At 66.7% G+C, this 15,604-nt stretch carries 13 protein-coding genes; 4 read left to right on the forward strand and 9 right to left on the reverse strand.

The window, feature by feature from the left end; translation table 11 throughout:
• Positions 1 to 30: 30 nt before the first annotated feature.
• Positions 31 to 1,611, reverse strand: a complete 1,581-nt coding sequence (locus AC3EDY_RS01515) for a M28 family metallopeptidase (RefSeq protein WP_488570673.1) — start codon at positions 1,609 to 1,611, stop codon at positions 31 to 33.
• A 234-nt stretch (positions 1,612 to 1,845) separates the two neighbouring features.
• Between AC3EDY_RS01515 and ypfJ the strand changes: the two genes are divergently transcribed.
• Both ypfJ and AC3EDY_RS01525 read left to right on the forward strand, forming a co-directional pair.
• On the forward strand, positions 1,846 to 2,751 hold the full coding sequence (gene ypfJ, locus AC3EDY_RS01520) for a KPN_02809 family neutral zinc metallopeptidase (protein WP_488570674.1): 906 nt from the start codon (positions 1,846 to 1,848) through the stop codon (positions 2,749 to 2,751).
• A 61-nt stretch (positions 2,752 to 2,812) separates the two neighbouring features.
• Positions 2,813 to 3,421, forward strand: a complete 609-nt coding sequence (locus AC3EDY_RS01525; RefSeq protein ID WP_488570675.1) for a hypothetical protein — start codon at positions 2,813 to 2,815, stop codon at positions 3,419 to 3,421.
• A 75-nt stretch (positions 3,422 to 3,496) separates the two neighbouring features.
• On the opposite strand, the gene AC3EDY_RS01530 is transcribed toward AC3EDY_RS01525, so the two are convergent.
• The 4 genes from AC3EDY_RS01530 to sdhC form a co-directional block, all read right to left on the reverse strand.
• Positions 3,497 to 5,587 carry a calcium-binding protein gene (locus AC3EDY_RS01530; protein WP_488570676.1) on the reverse strand — a complete coding sequence of 697 codons (2,091 nt, stop codon included), beginning with the start codon at positions 5,585 to 5,587 and terminating at the stop codon, positions 3,497 to 3,499.
• Between the two features lie 169 nt (positions 5,588 to 5,756).
• Entirely contained in the window at positions 5,757 to 7,562 is a 1,806-nt protein-coding gene (sdhA, locus tag AC3EDY_RS01535; RefSeq protein ID WP_488570677.1) for a succinate dehydrogenase flavoprotein subunit, read from the reverse strand.
• Between the two features lie 3 nt (positions 7,563 to 7,565).
• On the reverse strand, positions 7,566 to 7,949 hold the full coding sequence (gene sdhD, locus AC3EDY_RS01540) for a succinate dehydrogenase, hydrophobic membrane anchor protein (protein ID WP_488570678.1): 384 nt from the start codon (positions 7,947 to 7,949) through the stop codon (positions 7,566 to 7,568).
• Between the two features lie 33 nt (positions 7,950 to 7,982).
• Entirely contained in the window at positions 7,983 to 8,408 is a 426-nt protein-coding gene (sdhC, locus tag AC3EDY_RS01545) for a succinate dehydrogenase, cytochrome b556 subunit (RefSeq protein ID WP_488570679.1), read from the reverse strand.
• 260 nt (positions 8,409 to 8,668) lie between these two features.
• On the opposite strand from sdhC, the gene bla reads away from it, so the two are divergent.
• Entirely contained in the window at positions 8,669 to 9,478 is an 810-nt protein-coding gene (gene bla / locus AC3EDY_RS01550) for a subclass B3 metallo-beta-lactamase (protein ID WP_488570680.1), read from the forward strand.
• The gene (locus AC3EDY_RS01555) at positions 9,475 to 10,431 is read left to right on the forward strand and encodes a 50S ribosomal protein L11 methyltransferase (RefSeq protein WP_488570681.1); all 957 of its coding nucleotides are present in this window, start codon (positions 9,475 to 9,477) and stop codon (positions 10,429 to 10,431) included. The genes bla and AC3EDY_RS01555 overlap by 4 nt, the downstream gene beginning before the upstream one ends.
• Before the next feature lie 13 nt (positions 10,432 to 10,444).
• Here the strand turns inward: AC3EDY_RS01555 and AC3EDY_RS01560 are convergent, their stop codons facing one another.
• The 4 genes from AC3EDY_RS01560 to recN are packed head-to-tail and all read right to left on the reverse strand — an operon-like array spanning position 10,445 to position 15,516.
• Positions 10,445 to 11,071 (reverse strand): LysE family translocator, encoded by a 627-nt coding sequence (locus AC3EDY_RS01560; RefSeq protein WP_488570682.1) that lies wholly within the window; start codon positions 11,069 to 11,071, stop codon positions 10,445 to 10,447.
• Positions 11,072 to 11,077: 6 nt separating this feature from the next.
• Positions 11,078 to 13,156, reverse strand: a complete 2,079-nt coding sequence (ligA, locus tag AC3EDY_RS01565; protein WP_488570683.1) for an NAD-dependent DNA ligase LigA — start codon at positions 13,154 to 13,156, stop codon at positions 11,078 to 11,080.
• Between the two features lie 6 nt (positions 13,157 to 13,162).
• The gene (locus AC3EDY_RS01570; RefSeq protein WP_488570684.1) at positions 13,163 to 13,855 is read right to left on the reverse strand and encodes a GNAT family N-acetyltransferase; all 693 of its coding nucleotides are present in this window, start codon (positions 13,853 to 13,855) and stop codon (positions 13,163 to 13,165) included.
• Positions 13,852 to 15,516, reverse strand: a complete 1,665-nt coding sequence (gene recN / locus AC3EDY_RS01575) for a DNA repair protein RecN (RefSeq protein ID WP_488570685.1) — start codon at positions 15,514 to 15,516, stop codon at positions 13,852 to 13,854. Before recN ends, AC3EDY_RS01570 begins: the two co-directional genes overlap by 4 nt.
• Between the last annotated feature and the right edge of the window lie 88 nt (positions 15,517 to 15,604).

Below are 15,604 nucleotides of genomic sequence, written 5' to 3' on the forward strand. Positions count from 1 at the left end.
GGCCCATGTAATCAAGCCGGGAACAATTGGCTAGGGGGTTCCCGGGCTATTTGCCGGGCCGGGAACCGGCCTTGCGGCAATCGCGGGCGGGGCGGCCGGGGCGGCGCCGGGATAGCGCCGCGGATCGGCGAAATCGCGCACCAGTTCGGCCATGATCTGCACTTCATCGGCCAGCCCGGCATAATTCACCTTGTCGGCCGTATCGGCCGGGCTGTGATAGGCGCTGTCCATGAAGCGGCCCAGCCGCGCCTCGTCGGCATAGCTGCTGCTGACCATGATCGCGGGCACGTCATGCTGCAGCAGCGCCCAGCTGTCCTGCCGGCGGACAAAGGCATTGGCAGCCAGACCGGGCGAGAGCTTGCGCTTCATCCGCGCCAGCACGCGTGCCACCCCGTCGTCCAGCCCGGTCATCCCCCGCCCCACGATGGCCACCGGGCCGCCCGGCGGCACCAGGCCGGTACTGTCCACGTTGAACGCCGCCACAACGCGGCCCAGCGGCAAAGGCGGGTTTTCGGCAAAGGCCAGCGCGCCAAGCAAGCCCATTTCCTCGGCCGTGGTGGCCAGCAGATAGATATCGCGTTCGGGTGCGCGCGCCGGCCCCGCGGCCATGATCTGGCGCGCCACTTCGGTAATCACCGCCACACCGCTGGCATTGTCCACGGCGCCCGGGCAAATGGTGCCCGTATCGGTGCAGATGCCGAAATGATCCCAATGCGCTACCAGCAGGACCGCGCCGGTCTGTGGCGAGCGGCCGGATATGCGGCCCAGCAGATTGTGGGTGCGCACCCGCGTTTCCCTGCTCGTTGCTTCCAGGCTGGCGGTTGCGCCGATGAGCCGCGGGCTGAAATCGGGCTGATCGGCCTCATGCCGGGCGGCGACGAACGCCTGTCCAGGGGCCGCGGGCGTGCCGCCCAGCAAGCGGTCGGCCATCTCCGGGGTAATGAAAGCCTCGATCTCGTTGTCCGTCCGCTCTCCGGCCAGGGCCATTTCGGCCTTGCGCCGCCGCGTCACCACGTCTTCCAGGCTGCGCACGCCGTCAAGCACCGTCACCACCGCCATGGCCCCGCCATCCAGCAGACGTTCCGCCGCGCCGCGCCCGTTGGCGCCGGCGCCGCGCATCGTGTTGGCAACCGGCGGGGCTTTGCTGTCAAGCAGCAGGGCCACCCGCCCTGCCAGTTCGGTACGCGAGGGAACGATGCCATGCCCGACGAACAGCACCGGCGCGCTTTCCACCAGATTGCGCACGCCGGACGTGATGACGAACACGTCGCGTTCGTCGGCCATCAGGCGGCGGCGGCCGCGCATGAACGTCGCGCGCGACAGCACCGGCTCGCGCGCCACCAGATCGACCGGCGCAAACCACGGGCTGCCGGGAATATTGGTGCCCGATTCCAGGCCGATCTCGAACCACTGCCTGGCCAGATAACGCAGGGTTTGCGACTCGCCCTCGGTGCCGGGACGGCGGCCGCCCAGGGCCGGACTGGCCAGGATTTCGACATGCGCATGCAGCCGTTGCTCCAGCGTGGGGGCAGCGGGCGCAGGCGCCGCGGCAAGGCGCGGTGCGGCTGCCAGCAACACGGTTGCCAGCAGGATCAGGGCCGGTGCCCCCATCGGCCATGCGCCACGACTCATCGAAGTCCCCAAACGCTTCAGCGCAGGCCTTCTGCTGACAAAAGCCGCGTCCGCACGCAAGTTCCCAATGTTACAAAGCGCGATGAACCGACAGAACGTCGCATTTTTCCTGCCTCTCTTCCGGAACATTGTCGCATGCCGTGGCTTGCCAGTTCGGCTACAAGCCACCCAGGGTCAGGCCGTACGCGGCCGCAACGCAAAGACAGGCAGGCCATGCGGCTCGACGATTACGACAACGACATCGATGTGGAAGACCAGCGCGGCCGGGGCGGCGGCTTTTCGTTCGGCGGGGGTGGGGGCGGCTTTCCGCTTGGCCTGATCCTCAGCCTGGTCGGCTCGCGCTTCGGCATTGTCGGCATCATCGTGGTTGTTGGCGCCTCGTTCCTGTTCGGCGGGCTGCCGCAGCAGCTGGCCGGTCCCGTCGGGGAAACGCCATCGCAGCAGATCGGCCGTCCCGACGGTGAAACACTGGCCGATGTCTGCAACGCCAATGCGTTCAGCCGCGAAAGCTGCAACGCGCTATCGTCGCTCAACAAGACATGGCAACCGCTGCTCAAGGCCGGGAACGTCGCATTCCGGGCCCCCAAGCTCGTATTCTATTCCAGCCAGGGCACCTCGGGCTGCGGCGCGGCGCAAAGCGCGATGGGCCCGTTCTATTGCCCGTCCGACCGGGGCATCTACATCGATACCGATTTCTACACCGAGCTCGATCGCAAGATGGGCGCCGGCGGTGATTTCGCCCGGATCTACGTCATGGCCCATGAATATGGCCATCACGTCCAAAGCCTTGCCGGCACGTCGGCAAGCGTTTCGCGCGCGCAGCGGGCCAATCCCGACGCGGCCAATGCCCTCTCCGTGCGGCTCGAACTGCAGGCCGATTGCTATGCCGGGGTCTGGGCCGCCCAGAACCGCGGGCGGATCGAAACCGGCGATGTGGAAGAAGGGCTGCGTGCCGCGCATCAGATCGGCGATGACACATTGATGAAAGCGGCGGGCCGCGCTCCGGTGGAAGCGGCTTTCACGCATGGCAGCGCCGCGCAGCGCATGGCCTGGCTGCGCAGGGGGCTTGATAGCGGCGATCCCGGCGCGTGCAACACGTTTGCCCAGGGCGCGGTATAACCAATCAGGAACCTTGCCCGGTTTCCCGCGTAATGCCGGCACACCGGGGAGTTTGCCAATCATGTCACCACGCCGCCTTGCCGCCCGCGCCGCGCTGATCGGCGCAATGGCGTCGCTCGCCCTCTCGCCCTTTCCCGCCCGCGCGCAAACGGTCGTCGCGCCCAAGGATGCCAAGGTCGGCGATGTCGTTGCCGCGCCGCTGGAAACGGTCAACCTCAAGAAGGAAGATATTCCGCCTATCCTCGAACGGGCGCGCGAATCGCCTTATGCCCTGGCCGGGCTTAAAGGATGCTCCGCGCTCGCGGCTGAAATCCGCCGGCTCGATGCGGCTCTGGGCGACGATATCGATCTTGCCGCCCAGACCAAGGGCGGGATCATGGTCGGCAACACGGCAAAATCCATCGTCGGCTCGCTGATTCCGTTCGGCGGCATCATCCGCGAAATCTCGGGCGCCAATGCGGCGCAGCGGCAATGGCAGGTGGCGCTGTTCGCCGGCACCGCGCGTCGTTCGTTTCTCAAAGGCGTGGGCCAGTCGCGCGGCTGCCCCTATCCTGCCCGAGCCGCCAGCGCGAAAGACGCAAAGGCGATCGCCGCCAGCCGCGCGCGCCAGGAGGCGGCCCCCAAGGCAGCGAAAGAGAAGCAGAAAGAACAGCAGAGGGATAATCCCTGACCGTTACGTCCCGGTGCCGGTTACGCTAGGGCATGCGACCGGCGCATGGGTCTGGCCGAACGGATTGGAACCACGTCAGATCAGGATGATGTCCGCCAGGTCCAGATCGGGTGCCCCCTTCAGGACGCCGATCCGCACAGCCTTTTCCGCGCCGTTGCCATCGCTGTCGTAAAAGAGATTGCCGCTTGCTCTGTCATAGATCAGGCTCTGTTCGGCGGTCAGCGCCCTGGTGCCGTAGCCGAATTCCGCCGCCGAAAGAGCGCCCGTGGACTGCCCATAGAAACCTGCACCGAAGGCGCCGAGGGAAAGGGCGATCTTGTCCTCCCCGCTAACGAAGTCACCGATCACCATACGCCCGACGGCATAGGGGCCGGCATCGAACAGGAACGTGTCATGACCGGCCCCGCCGCGCAGCGAATCCACCCCGCCCCCGCCGCTCAGAACGTTGTCGCCATCGTTCCCCACGATGACGTTGGCGGCATTGTTGCCGGCTCCATCGATGTTGCCGGCCCCGTTTACCAGCCTCAGCCGTTCCGCATGAGCACCCAGCGCATAGCTGACCGTGGCAAAGACCTGATCGATCCCTGCATCGTCGCCGCGCTCGATCACCTTGTCGCCGGCATTGTCCACATAGTATGTGTCGCTGCCCGATCCGCCCTCCATCAGATCGGCCCCGCCCTGGCCATAGAGCCTGTCGCTACCCTCGGCGCCCAGCAGATGATCGTCCCCCAAGCCGCCGTTCAACCGGTCGTTGCCCGCGCCCCCTTCCAGGCGGTTGGCCTCCCGGTTGCCATAAAGCGTATCGTCGAACCCGGAGCCGATGACGTTTTCGATGCCCTTGATCCTGACCGTGCCCGCCCCGAGCGTGTCGACCGGCCTGACCGTTGCCAGCGTTACAAAGATGCCCTGGTCTGCATCGGCAAAGCTCACGGTGTCGTTCCCGGCCCCACCCAAGAACGTATCGTCGCCGCCGTGACCCAGGAACAGATCGTCCTTGTCGGTGCCGACCAGCCTGTCTGCGCCGTCGGTGCCCTCGAGAGTTTCGCCCGGGCGGGTGTGGAACGTCTGGGTATGCACTTGGCCGTCTTGATCGCGCCATAACACGGCAAGGCCGCCATCGGACAGCACTGTCAATCGCGTGGAATCCTGGCTTCCTGCTGTCGTGGTGTTGACGATCTGCTCCCGGCCTGTTTCGATGCCTGCGGCGTCATAGGTCCGCAGCGCGATCTCGCTTGCCCCGTTGGCGTCGGTCGTGGCGTTGACGCTGGCCCAGGCAATTGCGAAACCCCCATCGGCAAGCGCGACGACATCGGTGGAGCCGACGAAGCGAGGGCCGGCCTCGCTGACGATCATATCCGGCTGCGTCACCACGCCGGCGCTATCATAGACCTGCGCGTGCAACGTCCCCGGAGAGGTGAAGCCGCCACTGCCATGGTTCTCCGCCCAAACGACGACAAAGCCGCCGTCGGCAAGGCCGACAACCTGCACGTCCACGGCGTTGCCCCATCTGGTGGAAAGCGAAAGCGGCGTGCCGCTCCGGATCGTGGCGCCGTCTATGGCGTTGATCGCATAGACATAGCCGTCGTGATCGTCCCGCGCCAATGTCAGCAGCGTGCCGTCGGCCAGTTGCGTCGCGACCGGCGAAACGTCTCGGTTGGAATTGGCGCTGACGAACCGCGCACTGACGGTGCCGGTCGCCAGATCAACGATATTGACCATTACGTTCGCCGTACTGCCACCAAAACCGATGTTGCTCACGACGGCGGCCTTGCCCAGATTGGCGCCGGTAAGGGCAAGCACGGAAGTTCCGGTATAGAGGCTGTTGCCGGTGGGCGCGGAAACGGTGATGCTGCCGGTGGTCACGCCGTCGGTCGGGTCCGTATCGAGAAAAGACAGCGTGATGCCCTCGCCCCCGGTCGATGGATCGGTTGCCGTAATGGCATTGCCATCTGCCAGGGCGAAGACGTTATAGGCGCGTGCCGTGACGTCCACGCCGGTGGCGGCGCCGTCGGTGCCGAACACGGCGTAAACATAGTTTCCCGAATTCTGCTGGCCCTCGTTCATGACCAGCACTTTTCCGTTGGCCAGGAACGTGGAGGACGGGATACGCCGTTGAGCCGGTGCCTGGTCTAATGCCACTTCCGCCCCGTCCCGATAATACGTCATGTTCAGCCTCCCGGTTGCTCCGATCGTCAGAGCGCACCGGCCAGGCCTATGGCAGTGCATCGGTCCGCGACAGTGCAACAATCCCCGGTTTGGACAAACAGAAATGGCCGGGGCTTTGCCAACCCCGGCCATCTTGCCGATTACGGCACGCGTGGCTGTCAGGCGTGGATCAGTACACGCGCGCCTTGGGCTTGATGTACTGCACGTCGTCGGTCAGCGTGTATTCGTGGACCGGACGGTAATCCAGCCTGATGCCGCCGTCCGTGCCGCCCCAGCCATCGAACCATGCCACGGTGTGCTTCATCCAGGTGGCATCGTCACGGTTGGGGAAATCCTCGTGCGCATGGGCACCGCGGCTTTCCTTGCGGTTGAAGGCCGAATGCATGGTCACGGCGGCCTGGCTGATCAGGTTGTCCAGTTCCAGCGTTTCGACAAGATCGGTGTTCCAGACCAGCGAGCGATCCGAAATGCCGATGTCCTGCATCGACGCGTAGATCGTGCTCAGTTTCTGCTTGCCCTCGGCCATCAGGTCGTCGGTGCGGAACACGGCGGCATGCTGGCTCATCGCGCGCTGCATTTCGGTGCGGATGCCGGCGGTGGGCGATCCGCCCTTGGCGTGGCGGAAATGATCGAGGCGGGTCAGCGCCAGGTCCGCGCTGTCCTTGGGCAGCGAGTTGTGCGCCGTGCCCGGTTTGATCAGTTCCTTGAGACGCAGCCCGGCCGCGCGGCCGAACACCACCAGGTCGATCAGCGAATTGGACCCCAGGCGGTTGGCGCCGTGTACCGAAACGCAGGCCGCCTCGCCCACTGCGAACAGCCCCGGCACCACGGTTTCCGGATTGCCGTCCGGCCCGATGGTCACCACTTCGCCGTGATAATTGGTGGGAATGCCGCCCATGTTGTAATGCACCGTCGGCACCACCGGCAGAGGCTGGCGCGTCAGGTCCACCCCGGCAAAGATCTTGCCGCTTTCGGTAATGCCGGGCAGGCGTTCGGCCAGGACCTTGGCATCGATGTGGTCAAGGTGCAGATAGATGTGGTCCTTGTGCGGCCCCACCCCGCGCCCTTCGCGGATTTCCAGCGCCATGGAGCGCGAAACCACGTCGCGGCTCGCCAGGTCCTTGGCCGAAGGGGCATAGCGCTCCATGAAGCGCTCCCCTTCGGAATTGGTGAGATAGCCGCCTTCCCCGCGGGCGCCTTCTGTGATCAGCACACCGGCGCCATAGATGCCGGTCGGATGGAATTGGACGAATTCCATGTCCTGCAACGGCAGACCGGCCCGCAGCACCATGCCGCCGCCATCGCCGGTGCAGGTATGGGCCGACGTGGCGGTGAAATAGCAGCGGCCATAGCCGCCGGTCGCCAGCACTACCGCATGGGCACGAAAGCGATGGATCGAGCCATCGTCCATGCACAGCGCGATCACCCCGCGGCACTGACCGTTTTCCATGATCAGGTCGATGGCGAAATATTCGATGAAGAAGTCGGCGTCGTACTTCAGGCTCTGCTGATAGAGCGCGTGAAGCATGGCATGGCCGGTACGGTCGGCCGCGGCGCACGTCCGCTGTACCGGCGGGCCTTCGCCCATGTTCTGCATGTGGCCACCGAACGGACGCTGATAGATCGTGCCATCGGCATTGCGGCTGAACGGCACGCCGGCGTGTTCCAGCTCATAGACCGCGGCCGGCGCCTCGCGCACCATGTATTCGATGGCGTCCTGGTCACCCAGCCAGTCTGACCCCTTGACGGTGTCGTACATGTGCCACGTCCAGTGATCGGGCGTGTTGTTCTGCAGAGAGGCGGCAATGCCCCCCTGCGCCGCCACGGTGTGGGAGCGCGTGGGAAAAACCTTGGTGATGCAGGCGGTGCGCAGGCCGGCCTGGGCCGAACCCATCGTGGCGCGCAGGCCCGAACCGCCGGCGCCGACGACCACGGTGTCGTAGGTATGGTCGATGATCTTGTAGGCAGCAGACATGGCTCAAGCGCCCCCGAGTGCGATGCGGATGATCGAGACGATGCCGAACACGGCAGCGGCGGCGGGCACGATGTTGATCAGAAGCCAGGAAGCGACCTTGCCCCCTTCGCCATGGACATAGTCTTCGAGCATCACCTGCACGCCCAGCCTCGCGTGATAGAGGGTGTTGATGATCAGCAGAACGAGCATCGTGGCCGGAAGCGGACGGGCCAGCCAGCCATGCACGGTGATGAAATCGTGCGCGGGCAGCAGAGCCAGGCTCACACCGAGGAAGGGGATGAGGATCAGGTTGCCCACGGCCGTCAGGCGCTGGGCCAGCCAGTGGTGCGTGCCGGCGTGGCTGGAGCCCAGCCCCCGGACGCGACCGATCGAAGTTCCGTTACCCATGGTACCTCCGAAAATCAGTGGGCGTGCCGGCGCTCAGCGCAGCAGCACGAAACCCCAGAACAGGGCCGTAAGACCGACAGAAGCGATCAGCGTGAAGACCGACCAACGGGCATTGCCCGAAATCTCGTATCCGACGCCGATATCCAGCACCAGGTGGCGAATGCCCGAGCAGGCATGCTGAAAGAACGCCCAGGAAAGGCCCACCAGCACGATCCTGCCGAGGATCGCGGTCAGCGCCGAAAGCCCGCCGGCAGCACCCGTCCACACATAGGTCATGAACGTGTCATAGGCTTCCGGGCCGCTGGCGATCGCGCCCAGCCACCAGATCAGCAGCGCCGTTCCCAGAAAGGCCAGGCCGTTGCCCGTCACGCGATGGAGGATCGAGACCAGCATGCCCGGGCCCCAACGCCAGATTTGAAGGTGCGGCGAAAGTGGCCGGTTGCCGCGCGCCAGCGCCATGAAACTTCCCCTTCTTTTCGCAAGGCCGGCCGGTATCAGGTTTCCGGCCGGGACGAGTCGCTATTAGTCGAAATGCCCCGGGGCGCAAGCCGGCGAAACGGGGAAGGTGAATTCGTATGTTGTCATGCGGCAAATTGGCGCGCAAACCCGTGCGCATGTGGTTCAAAGTTCCGTTCGCAGCCGCACTGGCGGCACTGCTCTTCGCCCCTGCGGCCACGCATGCGCGGCCTGTCCGAAAAACTGCGCTGCCTGCGCCGACATTGCAGACGGTTTGTGCGGGGCGCGATGGCTGGGCCGATCCGGCCCCGCCGCAACGCCTGTTCGCCAACACCTGGTATGTCGGCACGTGCGGGATCAGCGCCGTTCTCATCACGTCTCCCCAAGGCCATATCCTGATCGACGGCGGCCTGCCGGAGGCGGCCGGAATCGTGGCTCGCAATATCGAGGCAGCCGGCTTTCGCCTGGCCGACGTGCGCTGGATCGTTTCCAGCCACGAACATTTCGACCACGCCGGCGCCCTGGCCAGGCTCAAGCGGATGACCGGCGCACGCCTCGCCGCCAGGCCGGCCGCCGCGCGCGTGCTGGAAAGCGGCCAGGTGCCACGCGACGATCCGCAATCGTTGCAACTCAAGCCCTTTCCCAAAGTCGCCGTCGATCGCCTGCTGCGCAATGCTGACGTGCTGGCGCTCGGTCCGCTGCGCCTGACGGCCCATGCCACGCCCGGCCACTCGCCGGGCTCCACCAGCTGGACCTGGACAAGCTGCGTGCGCCGCGATTGCCGCGCCGTGGCCTATGTGGACAGCGTCACCGCGATTGCCGCGCCGGGGTGGCGCTTTGGCGAGCACCCCGCCTACGTTGCCATGTTCCGTGCCTCGCTCGGCCGGATCGCGCGGCTGCCTTGCACGCTGTTGATTACGCCTCACCCGGGGGCGAGCGACCTTTTCGCGCGGGTCGCGGCCGGCCCGCCCGCGCCCGCGCCCGATGCCTGCCGCGCCTATGCCGAACGCGGCGGCAGGCTGCTCGACGAAACGCTTGCCAAGGAAGCCGCCGCCCCGCAAAGCGCGCCATGAGCTGGAAAATCACTATCCTTGCCCCGCGCGACGTGGTTCAGGCAGCGCTCGTCGCGCACGAAGACGTTATCGATTGGGACCCCGGCATCGTCATCGCCGGCAGCGAGATCGCCGAAGACCGGCCCGACGACTGGCAGCTCGAAGCCTGGCTGGCCGACAAGCCGGGCAAGGCCGCGCGCGCGGCCATCGCCGCGCTGTTCGCTGACGGCGTACCCCTTATGCAAGTGGAAAAGCTGCCCGATCAGGATTGGGTCACGCTCAGCCAGAACGGGGTGGAGCCGATCCGCGAAGGCCCGTTCCACGTCCATACGCCCGAACATCCGGCATCGGGCACGCCCGGTATCCGCAATTTCCTGATTCCCGCCAGCCAGGCGTTCGGCACCGGCCAGCATGCCACCACCGCCGGGTGCCTGGCCATGCTGGCGCACATGAAAGCCAATGGCGCGGCCGTGCGCAACCTGGCCGATATCGGCACCGGCACGGGCCTGCTGGCCTTTGCCGCGCTGCATCTCTGGCCCGGCGCGCGCGCCATCGCCAGCGACATCGATGCCGTGTGCGGCCCGGTGGTCGCCACCAATGCCGATGCCAACGGCGTGCAGCTGGGCGACGGGCCGGGCAGGCTGGCCATGGTGATCGCGCCGGGGATGGATCACCCGCTGCTGTGCCTCTCGGCGCCGTATGACCTGCTGATCGCCAACATCCTCGCCGGGCCGCTGATCGAACTGGCGCCCGAATTTGCCGCCGCCGTCAAGCCCGGCGGCCATGTCCTGCTTGCCGGCCTGCTCGCGACCCAGGAAGCGGCCGTGCGCGCCGCCTATGCCCGCGCCGGGCTGCGCCTGGCCGCGCGCCAGGTGCGCGGCGACTGGTCGATCCTCTGGCTGCGGCGCCGCGCCACCCCGCGCATCCGCGCCAGCAGGCCCGGAGCACTGCCGGCCTGGTCGCAAAAGTGGTGACGCCCGCCGGCCATCACGCCCGGCTGCCCACCATCGCCAGGCCGAATGCCACGAAAATGCCCCCGGTCACGCGGTTGAACAGCTTGCGCGGCGAAGGCTTGTCCAGCCAGCGCGCCATCGATCGCCCGCCCAGCGCATAAATCATGTACGAGGTGATCTCGATTACCCCGAATGTCGCCACCATCACCGCAAACTGGGTAAGCTCGGGCCGGGCCGGATCGATGAACTGCGGGAAGAAGGCCCCGGCAAACAGCAGGGCCTTGGGATTGCTGATACCCACCAGGAATCCAGTGCGGAACAGCGCGAGCGCGGATGGGGCCGCGGCCGGCACGCCGCCTTCCACCGTGATCGCGGCGCTTTCGGCCGTCCAGGCCTTGTACCCCAGATAGAGCAGATAGGCCGCGCCCGCGATCCTGAGCGTCGTGAAAACCTCGGGCATTGCCACCAGCACGGCGGAAAGACCGGCAGCCGAAAGGCTCAGCAGCGTGAGCACGGCCAGAAAGCAGCCGGCCATGGCAAAAACGGCGCGACCAAAGCCGACGGTGACGCTGCGAGTCATCACGTGCAGCATGTTCGGGCCAGGCGAGATCGAGATGAAAAACACGGTGGCCACAAACAGCCACCAGGTGTGCAATGCCATTGTCGGCTATCCCGCTGTTTTGAAAATCGCGGCCCAGGCGGCCTCGTCGATCACCTCTATGCCCAATTCCGCAGCTTTTTTCAACTTGCTGCCCGCGCCTGGCCCCGCCACGACCAGATCGGTCTTGGGCGAGACGCTGCCGGCCGCGCGCGCGCCCAGCGCCTCGGCCTGGGCTTTCGCTTCATCGCGGCTCATGGTCTCCAGCTTGCCGGTGAACACCACCGTCTTGCCGGCCACGGCGCTGGCGCGCGTTTCCACGATGAAATCGGGCGGGCTCACTTCGCCCAGCAGATCGTCCCAGACGGCAACGTTGTGGGCTTCATGAAAAAAGCTGCCCAAAGCTTCGATCACCACCGGGCCCACGCCGTCGATGGCCAGCAAATCGGCCCGGGCGTCCGCGTCGCCGCCGTGCGCCTTTTCGGCCGCGGCACGCAGGGCCGGCAGCGTGACGAAGCGCTTCATCAGGTCACGCGCGGTCACCGCGCCAACGTGGCGGATGCCCAGGCCGAACAGCAGGCGGGCCGCGTCCGGCCGCCGCTTGGCCTCGATCGCCGCCAGCAGATTGTCGACCGATCTGTCCTTCCATCCCTCGCGCTCCAGGATCTGGTTGCGGCGCCCGCGCAGGCGAAAGATGTCGGCCGGGCTTTCCAGCCAGCCCAGGGCAAAGAATTCGGCAATGGTCTTTTCCCCCAGGCCTTCGATATCGAGCGCGCCGCGGCTGACGAAATGCCGCAGCCGCTCGGTGCGCTGGGCCGGGCAGATCAGGCCACCGGTGCAGCGAACGTCTACCTCGCCTTCTTCGGCCACCGCCTCGCTGCCGCACTGGGGGCAGTGATCGGGAAAGGCAAAGGCCGGGCGCGCTTCGTCCCGCGTCAGGTTTTCGACCACCTGGGGAATAACGTCGCCCGCCCGCTGCAAGACCACGCGATCGCCCACCCGCATGCCGAGCCGGCCGATCTCGTCGCGGTTGTGCAAAGTGACGTTGGTAACCGTGACGCCGCCCACCAGCACCGGGCGCAGCCGGCCCACGGGCGTCAGCTTGCCGGTGCGACCCACCTGAACGTCGATTGCCTCCACGGTCGTTTCGGCGCGCTCCGCCGGAAACTTGTGGGCCATGCCCCAGCGCGGCGCCTTGGCCACGAATCCCAGCCGCCGTTGCCATTCCAGACTGTCTACCTTGTAGACGACGCCATCTATGTCATAAGGCATTTCAGCGCGTTGCGCTTGAATGCTGGCATAATGCCGCAGCATCTCGGCCGCGCTTTCGCAGCGTACCAGCAACGGGGAGACCGGCAGGCCCCAGACCGCGATCTGCCGCATCATGTCCCACTGGGTTTGCGCCGGCACCGCGCTGGCGGCCCCCCAGCCATGCGCCAGAAAGCGCAAGGGCCGGCTGGCCGTGACGCTGGCATCCTTCTGGCGCAACGAACCGGCGGCGGCGTTGCGAGGGTTGGCAAAGATCTTCTCGCCCTTTTCCGCCTGTGCCGCATTCAATGCCAGAAAATCGGCCTTCGCCATGTAGACCTCGCCCCGGATTTCGAACACGGCGGGCGGCACCATTCCCGAACCGGTGTCAAGTTCCTGCGGTATGTCCCTGATGTAAAGGACATTAGCTGTCACGTCCTCGCCCACTTGACCGTCGCCGCGGGTGGCCGCACGCACGAGTTTTCCGTCCTCGTAACGCAAGGAGCAGGATAGCCCGTCGATCTTGTCTTCCGCTGTCATTACCACTTGCGCGTCCGACGGCAGGGCCAGAAAGCGTCGCACCCGCGCCAAGAATTCCGCCACCTCTTCGGCTGTGAACGCATTGTCGAGGCTCATCATCCGAACCTCGTGCGTCACTTTGCGCAAAGGCGAGGACGATACGTCATGGCCCACTGCCCGCGACGGGCTGTCGGCGCGGATCAGATGGGGAAATGCAGCTTCCAGCTCGGCGTTGCGCCGCACCAGCGCATCGTACGCCGCATCGGATATTTCCGGCGCGTCTTCAGCATGATAGCGCCGGTTGTGATAGGCGATCTGCTTTGCCAGCCGCATCATTTCGTTGGCTGCGGCCGCTTCGTCCATCTCCGCTCGATCGCTCATCCCGGGCTACTTTCCGATCACCGTTGCACAGACCTGGCGGCGGATACGAAATCCCAGCGTTTCGTAAAGCTGGATCGCTGCCGCATTCTCCACATAGCTGTGCAGGAACGGCATGTCCCCCCGTTCCAGCAGTCCCTCCATCACCCGCACGATCAGCCGCGCGGCCCAGCCACGCCCGCGAAATTCGGGCCAGGTGGCAACGCCGCTCACTTCGGCCAGGCCGGGCGCGGGGCGCATTCGCTCGCCCGCCATTGCGGCCAGCCGCCCGTCCGCGAAAATGCCGTAGAACCGACCGTATCGCCAGGTGTCCGGCCCCCACGGCCCAGGTCGCGTCGCGAGCGCCAGGGCCGTCATCGCCGGCACGTCGGCCTTGCGCAGCGGGACGATCACCGGTTCGTCGGCGCCGCCCGCATGCCCGTGCCGGCGCACGATACGCTCTGCCACCATCTGGACGAGCGGCGCGGCACGGCGCACCACGAGCCCCGGGGGCGCAGACACGGCCTGCGGTTCCACCATCCAGAGCGCGTCATCGGGCCCGCTCAGCAATGTAGCAAGCCTGTCCTCCATGCCCGGCGCGGCAGCCGCGAAAGGGCCATAACCGGGATCGATCCGGCAGGCGCCGCTTCCGGCCCAGCGCGCAAGCGCCCGTTGCGGCCCGTTCAAGGCATGCCAGACCGGCCGATCGAGCGGCTCGGTCACGCCTGTTCCAACAAACGCCTGGCCTGTGCGCGGGCTTCCCTGGTGACTTCCGCACCCGACAGCATCCGGGCGATTTCCTCGCGGCGACCGGCTGCATCGAGCATCGTCACCGATGTGCGTGTCACCGTGCCCTCGCTCGATTTGGCGATCAGGTAATGCACGTCGCCGCGCGCCGCCACCTGGGGGCTGTGCGTCACGGCCAGCAGTTGCCCGCCCCGCGCCAGCCGCGCCAGCCGTTCGCCGATGGCGCTCGCCACGGCGCCGCCAACGCCGCGGTCGATCTCGTCGAAAATGACCGTGGCCGCGCCCCCTTCCTCGGCCAGCGCCACTTTCAACGCCAGGATGAAGCGCGAAAGCTCCCCGCCCGAAGCGATCTTGCCCAGTGGTGCGAAATCGCTGCCGGGGTTGGTGGAAATCAGGAATTCCACCGCATCCATCCCCTGCCCGCTCCAGCGGTCCTCGGGCAGGCGCACCACGGCGGTGTGAAACCGCGCCGCATCCAGCCGCAACGGAGCCAGTTCGGCTGCCACGGCCTTGTCCAGCCGGCGCGCCGCCTCGGCCCGCTGCACCGAAAGCGCTTCGGCCTTGGCCCGGTAATCCAGGCCGGCCTCCATCGCCGCGCGGGCCTGGCCGGCAATCTGTGCCTCGCCACCCTCGATCGATTGCAACGCGGCCCGCAAAGCCTCCTGCCGGGCCGGCAGATCATCGACCGCGCAGCCATGCTTGCGCGCGGCGGCGCGCAGATCGAACAGCCGCGTCTCGATCCGGTCGAGCATCTGCGGATCGTGCGCCAGCGCTTCGGCCGCCGCCGCCAGCTTGTCTTCGGCCTCACCCGCCTCGATCACCGCGCGGTCCAGCGCGTCGAGCGCCTCGGCCAGGAGGGGGTGTTCGCCGGCAATGCGATCCAGCCGCCGCGCGGCGCCCCGCAACTGCGCCAGGGGGGCGTCCGACCCGGTCCACAAATGCTGCAATTCGCCCAGATCGCCCGAAAGCTTCTCGCCCTTCTGCATGGCCGCGCGCTGCAGGGCGAGTTCCTCTTCCTCCCCCGCAACCGGCCTCAGCGCATCAAGCTCGGCAAGATGCGCCGCGATCAGATCCTGCTCGGCCGCCGCGCTGGCAACGCGGGCGCGCGCCTCGGCCAGCGCCTGTTCGGCGTGGCGCCAGACGTCCCAGGCCCGCGCCACGGCGGCCGCATCGGCGCGCGCATAGCGATCGAGCAGTGCGCGGTGCCCGCGCGCATTGACCAGCCCGCGATCGTCGTGCTGCCCGTGCAATTCCACCAGGAACCGTGCCAGTTCGCGCAGCAGCGCCACGCCAACAGGCTGATCGTTGACATAGGCCCGGCTGCCGCCATCGGCGCGCAGGCGGCGGCGCACCAGCAGCGGTTCGCCCGGTTCCCAGTCGATCGCGGCCTCTGCCAGCATGGCCTCGATGCCATCGGGACGCTGCCCGAACTCGAACGTGGCGGTCACGCTCGCCAGGTCTTCCCCCGCGCGCACCAGGCCGCTGTCGGCCCGGTCGCCCAGAACCAGCCCCAGCGAATCCAGCAGGATCGATTTGCCGGCCCCGGTTTCGCCGGTCAAAACCCCGAGACCGCCGGGAAACGCCAGGTCCAGCGCCTCGATCAGAACGACATTGCGGATGGAAAGCCCGGTCAGCATCACCGTTTCCTAGCGCTTTGCAGCGCGGCCGTCACCTGCCCCGTCACCGGCCTCGTTCACGTCTTGTTTCACATCGATGACACTGTGT

The sequence above is a fragment of the Novosphingobium sp. DS6-6 genome (assembly GCF_057784975.1).

Excerpts from the sequence above, each read along its gene's own strand:
- AC3EDY_RS01515 (WP_488570673.1), bottom strand. The coding sequence starts at position 1,611 with ATGGGGGCACCGGCCCTGATCCTGCTGGCAACCGTGTTGCTGGCAGCC.
- ypfJ (WP_488570674.1), top strand. The coding sequence starts at position 1,846 with ATGCGGCTCGACGATTACGACAACGACATCGATGTGGAAGACCAGCGC.
- AC3EDY_RS01525 (WP_488570675.1), top strand. The coding sequence starts at position 2,813 with ATGTCACCACGCCGCCTTGCCGCCCGCGCCGCGCTGATCGGCGCAATG.
- AC3EDY_RS01530 (WP_488570676.1), bottom strand. The coding sequence starts at position 5,587 with ATGACGTATTATCGGGACGGGGCGGAAGTGGCATTAGACCAGGCACCG.
- sdhA (WP_488570677.1), bottom strand. The coding sequence starts at position 7,562 with ATGTCTGCTGCCTACAAGATCATCGACCATACCTACGACACCGTGGTC.
- sdhD (WP_488570678.1), bottom strand. The coding sequence starts at position 7,949 with ATGGGTAACGGAACTTCGATCGGTCGCGTCCGGGGGCTGGGCTCCAGC.
- sdhC (WP_488570679.1), bottom strand. The coding sequence starts at position 8,408 with ATGGCGCTGGCGCGCGGCAACCGGCCACTTTCGCCGCACCTTCAAATC.
- AC3EDY_RS01555 (WP_488570681.1), top strand. The coding sequence starts at position 9,475 with ATGAGCTGGAAAATCACTATCCTTGCCCCGCGCGACGTGGTTCAGGCA.
- AC3EDY_RS01560 (WP_488570682.1), bottom strand. The coding sequence starts at position 11,071 with ATGGCATTGCACACCTGGTGGCTGTTTGTGGCCACCGTGTTTTTCATC.
- ligA (WP_488570683.1), bottom strand. The coding sequence starts at position 13,156 with ATGAGCGATCGAGCGGAGATGGACGAAGCGGCCGCAGCCAACGAAATG.
- recN (WP_488570685.1), bottom strand. The coding sequence starts at position 15,516 with ATGCTGACCGGGCTTTCCATCCGCAATGTCGTTCTGATCGAGGCGCTG.